This is a genomic window from Microcystis sp. 49638_E5 (assembly GCF_021300285.1).
GTDB lineage: Bacteria > Cyanobacteriota > Cyanobacteriia > Cyanobacteriales > Microcystaceae > Microcystis > Microcystis aeruginosa_C.
This window is the reverse complement of record NZ_JAJTDH010000010.1, coordinates 65,659-80,599: the sequence shown is the minus strand read 5'-3', so window position 1 is coordinate 80,599 and position 14,941 is coordinate 65,659. Positions and strand designations below refer to the sequence as shown.

Sequence of the window (14,941 nt, the reverse complement as noted above, 5' to 3'; positions counted from 1 at the left end):
AGTCCCAACCCCTTGATTAAGGGTTAGCCAACTTCTGATAGGATAAACCGTGACAATGTAAAGAAATTTTTATGACTGTACTGACCGAAGGAATCGCGCCCCACGGTGGGCAATTAATTAATCGTATTGCTACCGCTGCCGAAAAAGCCGAATTTCTGGCCCTAGCTGAAAAACTACCGCGAGTTTCCTTAGATGAACGAGCGCTCTCGGATTTAGTTATGATTGCTATTGGTGGTTTCAGTCCCCTCAAAGGCTTTATGGAACAGGACGACTACGAAAAAGTCGTCGATGATATGCGTCTAATCAATGGTTTACCCTGGGCAATTCCCGTGACTCTTTCCGTTAGCGAAGAAGTGGCGGATCCCCTCAAAGAAGGCAACTGGATTCGTTTAGATGACAGCGAAGGCAACTTTGTCGGAGTCCTAGAACTAACCCAAAAATACCGTTACAATAAGGCCCACGAAGCAGTTAACGTCTATCGTACCGACGACCAGAAACACCCCGGGGTAAAAGTCCTCTACGAACAGGGAGAAATTAACCTCGCAGGTCCAATATGGTTACTTCAGCGCGATCCTCATCCTCAGTTTCCCAAATATCAGATCGATCCTCTGCAATCGCGCAAAATGTTCCACGAAAAAGCTTGGAAAACGATTGTCGGTTTCCAAACCCGTAATCCCATCCACCGGGCCCACGAATACATTCAAAAATGCGCCCTAGAAGTGGTAGATGGTTTATTCTTGCATCCCCTTGTCGGCGCTACCAAAAGCGATGATGTGCCAGCCGATGTGCGGATGCGTTGCTATGAGATCATGATGGATAAATACTTTCCCCAAGATCGCGTTATTCTAGCTATCAACCCCTCAGCTATGCGTTATGCTGGCCCCCGGGAAGCAATTTTCCACGCTATTATCCGTAAAAACTACGGTTGTACCCATTTTATCGTCGGTCGTGACCATGCCGGAGTCGGGGACTACTACGGAACCTACGATGCTCAGTATATCTTTGATGAGTTCGAGCCGGGGGAATTGGGAATCGTGCCGATGAAGTTTGAACACGCTTTCTACTGTACCCGCACTTCGGGAATGGCAACCACCAAAACTAGCCCCAGTTTACCGGAAGAAAGAATCCACCTTTCGGGAACGAAAGTCCGGGAACTGCTGCGTAAAGGAGAATTACCACCTCCAGAATTCTCCCGTCCAGAAGTAGCTGCCGAATTAATCCGGGCCATGCGAGAGTTATGAAGATAACTAGGCGAGAATTTGTCCAGCAGACAGGTTGGGGGTTGCTGACTTTGGCGATTAGTCAAGGAACCCTTAACCGTCATTTGGCCGCTCTCGCCGCCCCTAATCCCCGAAAATTGGCTCTTTTAGTCGGTATTGACCAGTATGGGGCGAATATTCCGCCGCTGCATGGCTGTCTTACCGATGTGGAGTTACAAAAAGACCTTCTCCGTTATCGTTTTGGCTTTCAGGATGCTGATATAGTGACTTTAACGGGACAACAAGCCAGTGGAGAAGCGATCAAATCGGCTTTTTTAGAACACCTGATCGCCCAAGCCAGGTTGGGGGATGTGGTCATTTTTCACTTTAGTGGTTATGGCAGTCTTGGGGACAGAAAAGAAGTTTTTATTACTGCTGATGGGGCAGAAAATGCTTTACTTAAGGAAAATATCCTGCTGATGGCTCGCTGTCTAGCTACGGATAAGTTTAGCTTGATTTTTGATAGTAGTCATCTCCCCCAACCTCAGCCCTATCTCGGTAATCTCCGCATTCGTTCCTATTCTAGAACCATTACTGATCCTAACCCCGCCGAATTAACTTTCGCTGCCGATATTAAAACCCGTTTTAACCTCAAAAATAAGCCTAGTAACGGCGTTATTCTCGCTGCCGCTAAACCAGAGCAAATCGCCCTGGAATTGAGCGGTAATAGCCCCAATGCCGGCTTATTCACCTATGATCTCACTCAGTATCTCTGGCAAGTTTCCCCCAGTCCGACAATTGCGATCGCTTTTCCCCATCTCCGTCATCTCGTCGCTAGTCACAGCAGTCAACAACAGCAACCGGCAATCCTGACCGGTAATCAAAATAATTCTGCGCCGCCATATCATATACAGCCAGAAAAGTCAAGGGGTGGAGCGGCAATTGTTACAAATCTTATTGATGAACGCACCCTAGAAGTCAATCTGGTCGGCCTGCCCTTAGAAATCCTAGAAAATTACGGGATTAACTCCTGTTTGAGCTTTATTGAGGCGACTGGGCAGGAAATCAGCCTAAAAATTCTCTCCCGTCAGGGTTTAAAAGCCAAAGCCCAGTTATTATCAGCAACCGCCTCCCTAGAAATAGGACAGATTCTAGAGGAAAAATTGCGGGTTTTTCCCAGTCAAATCGGCTTAATCGTCGGTTTGGATAGTAACTTAACCCGGATTGAACGGGTAGATGCCACCAGTACCTTTGCCAGTTTGCCCGATGTGGCCGCCGTGGTTAATATTGGCGAACAAACGGTAGATTGTCTCTTAAGTCGAGTTGGTGGCGAAGAAACTGGCAATTATCAGTTATTATCTCCCAATGGCTCCCTAATTATCGGTAGTTTAGGGGCGGCCAACGAAGCAATTAAATCGGGGATTAAACGACTGCAATCCCAACTAGAAACCCTGCTGGCCTGCAAATTGTGGCACTTGTTGATCAATCAAGAATCCTCCGGTTTAGCCGTTATTGTCACCCTGGAAAGCCTCGATCAAACCTATATCTCCACAGTGCCAACCCAAAAAATTGCGGGTAGCAGGGGGACTAATACCGCTAAAAATGACTTAATTCTGCCCGTCGGTACGGAAATTCGCTATCAAATTGAGAATCAAGAAGAACAACCCCTCTACGCGCTGATCCTTGTCCTCAACAGCGATCGCCAACCGCTTTTATACTGTTCCCATTCAGAAAACCCCGATAATTTCAGCAATTCTAGCCCATTAGCCCCCTTTGTCGTGGCGGCCAAAACCAAGGCCACCATCCCCAATGACCGCCAAGGGCATTGGAAAATTAGTCAACCCAAGGGCATCAGAGAGAATATACTGATCCTCAGTCGCCATCCTTTCCCGAAAACCTTGACCCTTCTCAATGCCACTCAAAGCCTCAAAGGAGAAGCCACCCAACTGCTCACCCTGACTAACCCCCTAGAAATAGCCAGAGCTTTCTGGAGCGATCTAAAATTAGATTTAGGCTTGAAAATGGATAGTTCTGGCAGTGTAATTGATGAATACGCCTTTGATCTAGGAACTTGGTCAGGTTTCCGGTTTATTTATCAAGTTATCGACTAAATCGATAGAATAATTCTATGGAATCCTTGAAAAGAAAAGGTTAAAATCCTAACACAGCTACCCCTAAATTTCCCGATGAATCTTCTGCCCCGGACAACCCAAAGCCGCCTCAAAAAAATTCCCCAAATTCCCAGTGTTTGGGAAGGAGATCGTCGTGCTTTATCCTTATCCGAGAGAATGCCCCGGGCCACCTTAGAACCAAATCAAGAAAGCGGCGGCGAGTGCGTGATCTGGGTGGATGGTAGCGAGGGCTGTGTACGCTCTATGGAAGTAGTTTCCCCCGAAACCGGGCCAGAGGCCATGGTCAGAACCTTAATCCGCGCCATCGAAACACCGCAAAGTCCCGCCCGGCCAGCCAGACCGAAAAAAATTATCGTCCGCGATCGAGAAACACAGTTTTTTCTGCGCGGGGTACTGCAAGATCTCGATATCACCATCGATTATGTCCCCAGTTTGCCCCTGATCGATGATCTCTTTCGCGGATTCGAGGAATTCCAAAATAACCGCCCCCCGGCAATTCCCCCCGCTTGGCAGTCCGCTTTAGTGAAAACCGCTCACGAAATTTGGAAAGCTGAACCCTGGTCCTGTTTAGCTGATTACGATATTTTGCAAATTAAGCTCGATCGCTCCGATTTCCCGAATCTTTACGCCTGTGTCATGGGAATGCTCGGTCGGGAATACGGAGTCATTCTCTATCGTTCCCTAGAATCCCTCAAACAATTCCGGCAGTCCGCTTTAGAAGAAAAATCGATGGAAAGATTAGAAAAGGCCTTTCTTTCCCAAGATTGCTGGTTTTTAAGCTACGAATTGGCCGATGATGATGAGGATGATGATGAGGATGACTACGATCTAGCCTCGGCTGCCCCCTCCCAAATCCATCCAGTTTTCGGCAGCGTGCATCCCTACGAAGGTATTCGCCCCTACTTGGATGAAGAAGAAGCAATCACGGTATATTTAGCTTTAATAGCTCTGTTGCGCTTTTTTAAAGGCAATCAATCCGCTTTATCCGAAGAACCGATCGGAGAATTACAGCGTCGTTTTCGCATTCCCATCGATCCCGAACAAGCAAAAGGGGAAACCGTGGCGGTGACGGTAGCCACGATGCCCGATCTATGTGCGGAATTTATGCAACTCTTAGAGGACGACGACGACGACGACGATGATGAGGATGATGAGGATGATGAGGATGATGAGGAAGAATCCGTACTCAAGGAGAATCTAGTCCCTGATAATGCACATCTCAGTCTGGGAATGGTTCCCTGGCAATTATTAGATAAAATTCGCAGTCGTCCAAAAGTCCATTATCAACCCCAGTCCGTACCGACAAAAGGAGAGGGTTTCCCCGTGGTCATGATCCAGACCTCCCGACCGAAAGCCAAGGAACTGATCGAAAAAATCGAACAAGCTGGCGGTTTGGAGGCTATTGGTTTTAACCCCGGCGAAGATCCCTTAGAAGATACCCGTTATGATCTGGGGATTCTGAAAATGGCTAACGGTGATCTCTATCTGTTTGGAGAATTCGAGCAAGATGATCCCGACCACCGTAATGCTCGCCGCAATTGGCAAAAACGCATCAAAAATACCGAGGGTTATTGTGGTTTGATTATTGCCATGGGCGTAACCGGTTCCTCCTGCGGTAATCCCCAATTAAACGATATGTTAGCCCTCTACGAGGCAAAATCGATCGATAGTAAAGATTTAGACTTGGGAGTTTTGACTCTTATGCCTCACTTCGGTTAATTTGAACCGGCAGCGACGGAGCTTTTTTCAGTGAACAGTAATCAGAAAACTCAAATCTGATCACTGAAATCCCCAAAATTAAGCGACAATGTAAAGTAAGGTAAAATTTTCTGGACAAATTCTTAATTATGGTGTTATTCGGATTCGGAAAAAAAGTAACTTTGCCCACAGCAAGGGAAGCACTACCCGGGCGATCGGAAAAAATGCCCGTACCTAGCGGCCACTACGTTAACGGTCATCCTTTGCAGCCCCCCTTTCCCGCCGGTATGGAAACCGCAATGTTTGGTTTAGGCTGTTTTTGGGGAGCAGAGCGGAAATTTTGGCAATTAGAAGGTGTTTACACCACGGCCGTAGGTTATGCGGCTGGTATCACCCCCAATCCCACCTATCAGGAAGTGTGTAGCGGCATGACCGGACATAATGAAGTGGTCTTAGTGGTCTATGATCCCAGGGTGATTTCCTACGAACAACTGTTAAAGGTTTTCTGGGAAAGCCATAATCCCACCCAAGGAATGCGTCAGGGTAATGATACGGGAACTCAGTATCGATCGGGTATCTATACCTATAGTCCCCTGCAAAAGCAATTAGCGGAAAAATCTCGATCAATCTACCAAGAAGCTCTCCATAAAGCGGGCCATGGTCAAATTACCACGGAAATTCTCGACGCACCTGAATTTTATTATGCTGAAGTTTATCATCAGCAGTATTTAGCTAAAAACCCCGGCGGTTACTGTGGTTTAGGGGGAACGAAAGTGGAATGTCCGATCGCTCTTGATCTGAAGTTAAATTAAGTAGGGTTAGGGATTTTGCCTTTAATCCCCCCTTGATCCCCCCTTGATAAGGTAGGGTTGATTCATGAATCAACCCTACCCTTGATAACGGGGGTGTCTGATAATTTTTAACGCCTACCTACTTATCATTCATAATTCATAATTCATAATTCATAATTCATAATTTAGATCACAAAATATCTTTTCTTTTTTGCAACCAATAGGTAAGGAGGAAATAAATAAGAGAATGAAGAATTAAAACTCCCCAATTCAATAACAAATTATTGATAGATAATTGATAAACTTGATTGGCATCCTCAAAGGGTAAAGGGAAATTAAAACTATTTTGTTCTTTCGCTTCTGCAATCATAGTTTCCACCTCTACTAATACACCGTAGGCAGCAATTGACCAGCGACTAATCATCAACCATGATAGATATTTCCACAGACCTTCTAAGCTAAATAATACGCCAGCAAAGATAATCTGAGGGATTAAAATTAAAGGTAAGGCACTATTTGCTTGGGTGATATTACTAACGCCAGCAGAAATTAATAAACCGAGATTAATCGCCGCAAATATAGTTAAAAATGTGGTGATAAAACAGCCAATTAACCAGGTCATTAATTCCGGTTGCGGGTCAGTAAATCCCCAAAATATCACGCAGGTAATTACAATTGTTTGCAGAAAAGCTACGGCTGCTAAAACCAGAATTTTTGAGAATAAATAGGGTAATAATCCCAGATTAACTAATCTTTCTCGCTGATAAATTGGCGATTCTTTGACAATTTCCTGTAGGGAACAGGCAAAACCTACCCACAATTCCGCGCAGGTAAAAACAAAGAGAGTTTTTAAGGCTAAAGGTGCGGATTGGATAGCCTGCTCAAAACTGGGATTATCCCCCAAAAATAAAGGATTTTCGTCCCCTAAAACCATGGCCATTAAGAAAATTCCAATCGGGGCGGTTAATAGGTATAAAATTAAACTAACCTGATCGCGGATAATTAATTGGCTATAGCGTTGACATAAAACCTGTAGTTGTAGCCAAAAAGATTGTTGAACCTGTTGCGGTTTACTATTATTTTGCTGAAATACTTTACCGATTCTTGCTTCAATATTATTTTTGTAGTAGTCGGATTGTTGGAAACGTTGGCATTCTTGCTCAACTTTTTCGCTAGTTTCCAGATGAATATAAATATCGGCAAAATCCCCCTGAGGTAAAGAGAAAAAATTTAAGGCCTCCCCCGGAGAACCAAAATAACATAAATTGCCCCCTTGACCAAGAAAAACTAATCGATCGCAGAGATTGATATTATTAGTAGCATGGGTAACTAGGAGAATTGTTCTGCCTTCTTTGGCCAATTTTGCCAGCAATTCCATCATCTTTTTATCTAAACCGGGGTCTAATCCCGAGGTGGGTTCATCTAGAAAGAATAATTTGGGATTGGCTAATAATTCTACCGCAATACTCACCCTTTTTAACTGACCACCGCTTAAGTCTCTGACTAAAGTATTTCTTCTTTCTAACAATTCCACCTGCTGCAGGGTTTTCTCGATCACTTCTTGGCAATTAAGATCCGGAGGTAGCCTTAATTTAGAAGCATAATATAACACTTCTCCCACGGTTAAATCCCTGTGGACGATATCGTATTGGGGAACATAACCGATTTGGGTGCGATAGATATTAAAATTCTGGCGCAGCTCTTCCCCATTCAGATAAACAGTTCCCGATGTGGTGGGTTCAATTCCCAATAAAGTCTTTAAGAAAGTCGATTTTCCCGCACCACTTCCCCCAACAATCGCCACTAATTGACTTGGTTCGATCGGTAAGGAGATATGATTGAGAATTATCAAAGGTTGTTTCTTTTTATCCCGCACCATCCTGACGATATTTTCGGCATCTAGACGGATATTATCCCCCGTATCTAATAAAACTAAGTCATCTCCCTGCAACCTAAAACTATAGGGGCCGATTCTCACTGTACAACCGTTGGTTAGAATGGCACTACCCGATACTTTTTCTCCGTCGATAAAGACTCCATTGGTGCTTTTGTCGTAGAGAATATAACGATTTTGGTTATCGATGTCGATAATCGCGTGTTGTCGGGAAATTGTCGGAGCGTCTAAAACCACAGTCGCAGCATTATCTCGTCCTAAAACTACACTGCGATTGCTTAGGGAAACCGATTTAAAAGCTAAAGGTGGGCTTTTTACTGGTTGGTTAGGATGATAATAGGTGATCTTGACCGAATTTTTGACATCTTGACCGATATTAATCTCATCTCCATTTCGTAAAAGATAGCCCTCTTTGGGAGTAATGACGCGATTATTGATAAAAAGTTTATTGGAACTAGGATTAGTCCCGTCTCCATCGTAGATATAGTAATCATCTCCCTGACGACGAAAACAAGCTTGTACTCGACTCACCACCGTCCAGTGTTGGGGAACAACTAAATCCACCTGTTGACCATCTCGCCCCAATTTATAATTAGGACGACTCAGATTAATAGAAGGGAGAATTTCTCCCTGATTGTTAAGAATAATGTAGGGTTCTTGACTAATAACCGTTTTAATGTTGGGAGAATTGGTCATAAAAAGTTGATCGGTGGGTGGCGTTCGCGGGGGACGGTAAGAAGCTAAGATAGAATTGATGTCTCGATCGCTACTGTTAACCTCAGAGTCTGGAACGAACTCTAGAGATCATCTTAGTAAAACTTCTTAGGATCGATCGAGCTTGTCTAAATTCCTATTCCTAAGACCTATCCACAGGTTATCGTGCTGTTAGACGATGGTTACAACTCCTATTTCTCCTACCGCCAAGGTTTCTAAAGTCGAAGGTATCAAAGAACGCAGTAATTATCTACGAGAACCTTTGGCCAGTGAACTCCTCGAAGATACAACCCATTTTACCGATGCGGCGGTGCAGATCCTCAAGTTTCACGGTTCCTATCAACAGGATAATCGCGACAATAGAGCCAAAGGTCAAGAAAAAGACTATCAAATGATGTTGCGTACCCGCAGTCCGGGGGGTTTTATTCCCGCGCAACTATATCTTACCCTTGATAGTTTGTCCGATCGCTACGGTAACGGCACTTTACGCGTGACAACTCGCCAAGGCTTCCAATTACACGGCATTTTAAAGAAAAATCTCAAAGCTACCCTCGGGGAAATTATCCGCAGTATGGGATCCACTTTAGCGGCCTGTGGTGATGTTAACCGCAATATCACCGCACCGCCAGCCCCCTACAAAAATCGCCCCGAATACGGCTACGCTTGGGAATATGCCAATAATATCGCCGATTTACTCAGTCCCCAAACTGGAGCTTACTACGAAATTTGGCTCGATGGCGAAAAAGTTATCAGTTCAGAAGAAGCGCCAGAAGTCAAGGCATCGAGACAAAAAGATACAAATGGCATTAACAAAAACGATCCCATCGAACCGATCTACGGTCAACATTATATGCCCCGTAAGTTCAAGATCGGTGTCACCGTGCCGGGAGACAACTCCATCGATATCTACACCAATGACCTCGGTTTGGTGGTGATTACCGACGCAAACGGTCAATTACAGGGTTTTAACATCCTTGCGGGGGGTGGACTGGGAAGGACCCACAATAAGGAGGAAACTTTCCCCAGAATGGCCGATCCGATCGGTTATGTGGACAAAGAAGATGTGTACGATCTGGTAAAAGCGATCGTAGCAACCCAAAGGGATTACGGCGATCGCGGAGATCGTCGTCATGCGAGAATGAAATATATCCTCGAAGAATGGGGAGTAGAGAAATTCCGCAGCACTGTTGAGAGTTATTTCGGCCAAAAAATTGCCCCCTACCAACCCCTCCCCGATTGGGAATATCAAGACTTTTTGGGATGGAATGAACAGGGAGACGGAAAATTATTTTTTGGTCTTTCTGTGGAAAATGGCCGGGTCAAAAATGAAGGCAGTTTTCAGCTAAAAACCGCCTTAAAAGTGATTATCGAGCGTTTTCAGTTACCCATGCGCTTGACGGCTAACCATAATATCATTCTCTACGAAATTGAACCCCAGGATCAGCAAGCGATCGAGGCGATCCTGAAAGAACACGGAATTATCACCAATCCCGCCGAAATTGACCCTTTAACCCGTTATGCCATGGCCTGTCCCGCTTGGCCCACCTGTGGATTAGCGATTACTGAGTCAGAAAGAATTTTACCCAGCGTGATTGAACGCATTCGCACTCTGCTTAATCGCTTAGGATTAAGCAAAGAGGAATTTGTCATCCGCATGACAGGATGTCCTAATGGCTGCGCGCGTCCCTATATGGCAGAATTAGGATTTGTGGGTAGCGCTCCCAATTCCTACCAACTCTGGTTAGGGGGAACAGCCGATCAAACTCGACTAGCGCGCCCCTATTTGGATAAAATGGCGATCGATGATCTAGAAAAGGTCTTAGAACCGATTTTCGTTTACTTCCAACAGGATCAACAAAATAACGAAACCTTCGGAGAATTCTGTCATCGAGTCAATTTCCCTGCTTTACAAGCATTTTCAGCCACCTACACACCTAAAATGACCGAAACTACTACCACTGAATCAAAACCCAAACGCGTGCGTAAAAATCAAAACCGTGTCAGCGTCCCCGATGATATGTTTGTCCGTCTCAAGGAAGCTTCGGAAACGGAAAAACGGCCGATGAATCAAATCATCAATGAGGCGCTAGAGGCCTATTTCAGCCAAAAATCCTAATCAGTTATCAAGGTGGGACTTAACCCACCTTTTTTTAATTAGTATATTCATAGGGTCGGTCTGTCGAAAAAATCATCGTCCATCACATCATCTTGGTTACGCGATATGGTGCAACAATTGGGGCAGTTTCTCAACCTTCAAGCGGGAAGTATAGAGGAATATCAGGAGTTTTTATCAGAAGTCTTACAAGCAGAATGGGAGAGTAATAGCGATCCTGCGGTGGTTTATCCTATCCTACAACGCGGTCAACATCTGTTAGATGATACCTTTGCCCAACTGTTGCAACAATGGGCTAGAAATGTGTTTTCTCAAGGGAAACCAGAAGAAGTAGCAGGGATTGCCGGGGTGATTCAGAATTTATGTGTTGATATTCAAAATTTTCCCTTGGGAAGTTGGGCTAATAATCCAGAAATCGCTATTACAGGCTATCAGACCCTCTTAGAAGTATATACCCGTCAAGCTTCTCCTGAAAAATGGGCAAGGATACAAAATAATCTGGGGAATGCTTATAATAAGCGCATCAGAGGGGAAAGGGCAGAAAATTTAGAGTTAGCTATTGTTGCTTATAACCAGTCTTTAGAAGTCTGTACCCGTGATGCTTTTCCTTATGAATGGGCAAACACACAAAATAATCTGGGTACTGCTTATAGTAATCGCATCAGAGGGGAAAGAGCAGATAATCTAGAGTTAGCTATTGTTGCTTATAACCAGTCTTTAGAAGTCTATACCCGTGATGCTGATGCTTTTCCTTATGAATGGGCAAGGAGACGAAATAATCTGGGTGCTGCTTATAGTAAGCGCATCAGAGGGGAAAGGGCAGAAAATTTAGAGTTAGCTATTGTTGCTTGTAACCAGTCTTTAGAAGACTATACCCGTGATGCTTTTCCTTATGAATGGGCAGTAACACAAAATAATCTGGGTAATGCTTATAGTAAGCGCATTCTTGGGGAAAAGGCAGATAATCTAGAGTTAGCGATTGTTGCTTATAACCTGTCATTAGAAGTCTATACCCGTGATGCTTTTCCTGAAGATTGGGCAGTAACACAAAATAATCTAGGGACTGCTTACATAAACAGAATCAAAGGAGACATAGTAGAGAATATAGAAACCGCAATTTTCTGTTATCAAGAAGCCTTAAAAATTCGTACTTTTGATGTCTTTCCTCTTGACTGGGCAACTACTCAAAATAATTTAGGCAATGCTTATAGTGAACGAATTAGAGGCAATAAAGCCGAGAATATCGAAAATGCAATTGTCTGTTATCAAGAAGCCTTAAAAATTTATACCCGTCAAGCCTTTCCAGGAGATTGGGCAGAGACACAATATAATTTAGCCAATACTCTCAGAGAACGATTTAAACTTCTTGGTAAAGTGACAGACATTCAACAAGCAATTAACTCTTATAAACAAGCTGGAGAAATTATTGAAAAAACCGAAGACAAAACCTTATATTTTAACTATTCCTATCAATTAGGAAAAGCTTTATTTGAGGGCGGATATTATACAGAAGCTATTGAACACTTAGAAAATTGTCAGCAACTTTATCAAAAACAAAAGGATATTAGTAGTTTGGCTCCAATTTTATTGGAACTTGCCCGTCTCTATCATCGCACTGGTAGGCTCGAACAGGCAAGACTTTATTTTAAAGATTCTTTACGTCTATTCCGTCGTTTAGGTGATCAAGATAATGTGGCTTCTGTGACAACTGCACTGGGCAATCTAGAAATACAAATTGGCAAGATTTCCCAAGCTTGTAGTCATTTAAAAGAGGCACAAACATATTATCAAGAAAAAAATAATTCAGAACGACTAGAGGAAATTAATTATCTACTAAAAATTCTACAATCTGCGTAAAAAATGTCAAGACTCAGCCGTTATCAATCAACTCTCAAAAAATGGGGACTGATAGAAAATCCTTTTCGACCAACTCCCCCCGATGATCGCAAAAAATTAGCAAAGATTTTTTATGGACGAGATCAAGTTTTAGATATAGTTATTCCGACCCTCTATGAAGGACGTAATATCTTAGTTAGGGGGGCTTGGGGTATTGGTAAAACTGCCTTAATTTTTAATTTAATTAACCAGTTACAACAGGAAGTTAACCAATTAAATGAAAAAATGTTATTGCTTTATATTAGCAGTATTCCTGGGGAAAGTTCCACGGAATTTTATCGTGCTTTATTATTAGCTGTAGCCGATAGTTTAGCGGATAGTGATCAAGAATCAGAAGACATTGCTAATACGCTTTTAGGGTATTCTATTCAACGCAATAAAACCACTACTGAAGGACAAGTTAAATTAGGCTTTTTATCCTTTGGCAAAAAGGAAGAATCCCCTGCTAATCAACTGACTCCCACTGCCAATGCTGATCCCTATCCTTTACTCATTCGTTTATTAAATAGAGCCGAAGAAATTTATTCTCGTATTGTTATTGCTATTGATGATTTTGACAAAAAAGACCCCATTGTTGTCCAGACAATTTTAGAAAGTAGTTTAGATTTATTTCGGATGGGAAAACATCGGGGATTTATTATGACAGGAAGAGGCTTTACCGAGTTTCAAGAAGCAACCTTAAAAGCCCTTGGTATCTTTTCTGAAGATATTCCCCTTGAACCCATGAGTCAAGATGATTTACGTCACATTGCTATTAATTATCTTAATAGTGCCAGAAACGAACAGCGAAATGATCCCTATCCTTTCACAGAGGAAGTCATCAATTTAATTACGGGTTACGCTCAAGGAATTCCTCGAGAACTGAATACTATCTGTGAAAAAGTATTACGGCAAGCTGCTTCAGAAGGATATGAAATTATTGATGAAACTGCTTTTTATTCAATTTGGCAAATCCTTCAAAAAGACTTTACTGATTATTTAAGTCCTCAGTTTCGTCATTTATTATACGTTGCTCATCAAGCCGGTGGCATTAGTGAGAATATTTCTGATCAAACTTTGGCTAAACTTGATGCTATAACCTTTGTTGCTCTCTTGCCCCAACTTAAATCGATGGAAGAACAAGGATTATTAATTCGTCAAGAAGATCAAAGCGGTTTTCGTTTTGTTCCTTCCCAATTATTTCAACCTAAGTTACTCCCTGAGTCTCAGTCTGAGTAAATAATAATTGAAGCCATTAGGGGAGTTATAAAAATCGATCGAGCAAAAAAGCAACCGGGTAATGATTGGGTAGTGGTGGTGAGCCATAGTGCTTATCTTGTATGAAGTGTGTAAAATATTTGTTAATAACAATAATTTGCTTAACTCACTATCTTTATCTAAAAAAATGGAGAATCCCGTTGGGGCTATTTGATACTTTATTGATGACTAAGATAACCAACAAAGCAAAGCGTTAAACCTTCGTCCCCACTCCCCAACCACTCACGGATTACTTTTTACTGTTTACTAAAAAATCTCTTGTCTCTTAATCAAATTCTGCTTTTAGATCGCGACGCATTAATTCATAAACGGCAACTTGCGGAGAAATTTCCCCGCGCAAAAGACGATCAACTTGACAGGTAATCGGTACATATAAATTTTTTTCTTGGGCAATTCTCATCAAAACTTCTGTGGTATTTATTCCTTCGGCAGTTCCCTCTAATTTCGCTAAAATTTCTGGCAAAGATAAACCTAAAGCTAATTGATAACCCACTTGATAATTGCGGGATAAAGGACTATTACAGGTAGCTAATAAATCCCCTAAACCCGATAAACCGAAGAAAGTTTCTTGACAACCTCCTAGACAAGTTCCCACCCGAATTATTTCCGGTAAAGCGCGAGTTAATAGGGCAGATTTGGCATTAGTACCTAACTGTAAACCATCACAAACCCCAGAAGCGATCGCCATGACATTTTTAAGAGTGCCACCTAACTCTGTTCCCAAGGGATCGCTATTCAGATAAACCCGAAAAGATTCCCCAGATAATAATTTTTGTAACAATATTGCTGCTTTTTGCTGATAACTTGCTACCACCGTCGCAGCGGGTAAACCTTGATTAATTTCTTTAGCTAAATTAGGACCGGAAAGAACCACAAGGGGATTAGCAGGAAAAGCTTGATTCCAGAGATGAAAAGGGGTACGAGTGGTGATTGGCTCTAATCCTTTAGTGGCGGTGACGATAATTGTGGAAGAATTTAATTGTAATTGCTGTAATTGTTCGATCGTGGGAACAACTCCTTTAATCGAAACTGCTGAAATAATTACATCAGTATCTGCTATAATAGCCCCTAAATCTTCCCCAGTATGACGCGACCAAACCCTAACAGCTAAGTGATTACGTCTAGCCAAATTAGCGAGTGTTTGTCCCCAAATTCCCCCACCTATAACCGTAATTTTCTTGGCATTTTCTAACAACTTTTATTCCCCTCCTTGTTAGTGATCCCTGATCAGTGACTGGTTAGAAAGC

9 protein-coding genes are annotated in these 14,941 nt (G+C 42.8%); 7 read left to right on the top strand and 2 right to left on the bottom strand.

All coding sequences use genetic code 11. The annotated features are described in order from the left end of the window. The first annotated feature begins 71 nt into the window (after positions 1-71). The 4 genes from sat to msrA all read left to right on the top strand — a co-directional run bounded on the left by sat (position 72) and on the right by msrA (position 5,841). The gene (gene sat, locus LW728_RS04005) at positions 72-1,241 is read left to right on the top strand and encodes a sulfate adenylyltransferase (RefSeq protein ID WP_287765305.1); all 1,170 of its coding nucleotides are present in this window, start codon (positions 72-74) and stop codon (positions 1,239-1,241) included. Then, on the top strand, positions 1,238-3,310 hold the full coding sequence (locus tag LW728_RS04000; protein WP_287765303.1) for a caspase family protein: 2,073 nt from the start codon (positions 1,238-1,240) through the stop codon (positions 3,308-3,310). The genes sat and LW728_RS04000 overlap by 4 nt, the downstream gene beginning before the upstream one ends. A 75-nt stretch (positions 3,311-3,385) precedes the next feature. Continuing rightward, positions 3,386-5,050, top strand: coding sequence for a DUF6930 domain-containing protein (locus LW728_RS03995; RefSeq protein ID WP_287765301.1), 1,665 nt, complete (start codon positions 3,386-3,388; stop codon positions 5,048-5,050). Positions 5,051-5,178: 128 nt separating this feature from the next. Continuing rightward, on the top strand, positions 5,179-5,841 hold the full coding sequence (msrA, locus tag LW728_RS03990) for a peptide-methionine (S)-S-oxide reductase MsrA (protein ID WP_287765298.1): 663 nt from the start codon (positions 5,179-5,181) through the stop codon (positions 5,839-5,841). 169 nt (positions 5,842-6,010) lie between these two features. On the opposite strand, the gene LW728_RS03985 is transcribed toward msrA, so the two are convergent. Then, complete coding sequence (locus LW728_RS03985; RefSeq protein WP_287765296.1) at positions 6,011-8,410, bottom strand: FHA domain-containing protein; 2,400 nt, start codon at positions 8,408-8,410, stop codon at positions 6,011-6,013. A 196-nt stretch (positions 8,411-8,606) separates the two neighbouring features. Here LW728_RS03985 and sir point away from each other — a divergent pair, with 196 nt between their 5' ends. The 3 genes from sir to LW728_RS03970 all read left to right on the top strand — a co-directional run bounded on the left by sir (position 8,607) and on the right by LW728_RS03970 (position 13,655). Beyond that, positions 8,607-10,544, top strand: coding sequence for a sulfite reductase, ferredoxin dependent (gene sir, locus LW728_RS03980; protein WP_287765293.1), 1,938 nt, complete (start codon positions 8,607-8,609; stop codon positions 10,542-10,544). A gap of 105 nt (positions 10,545-10,649) precedes the next feature. Continuing rightward, positions 10,650-12,398 carry a tetratricopeptide repeat protein gene (locus LW728_RS03975; protein WP_287765291.1) on the top strand — a complete coding sequence of 583 codons (1,749 nt, stop codon included), beginning with the start codon at positions 10,650-10,652 and terminating at the stop codon, positions 12,396-12,398. A 3-nt stretch (positions 12,399-12,401) separates the two neighbouring features. Next, positions 12,402-13,655: an ATP-binding protein gene (locus LW728_RS03970; RefSeq protein WP_194015254.1), complete on the top strand. Its 1,254-nt coding sequence runs from the start codon at positions 12,402-12,404 to the stop codon at positions 13,653-13,655. Positions 13,656-13,959: 304 nt separating this feature from the next. Here the strand turns inward: LW728_RS03970 and LW728_RS03965 are convergent, their stop codons facing one another. Then, the gene (locus tag LW728_RS03965; RefSeq protein WP_287765290.1) at positions 13,960-14,889 is read right to left on the bottom strand and encodes an NAD(P)H-dependent glycerol-3-phosphate dehydrogenase; all 930 of its coding nucleotides are present in this window, start codon (positions 14,887-14,889) and stop codon (positions 13,960-13,962) included. Positions 14,890-14,941 lie beyond the last annotated feature (52 nt).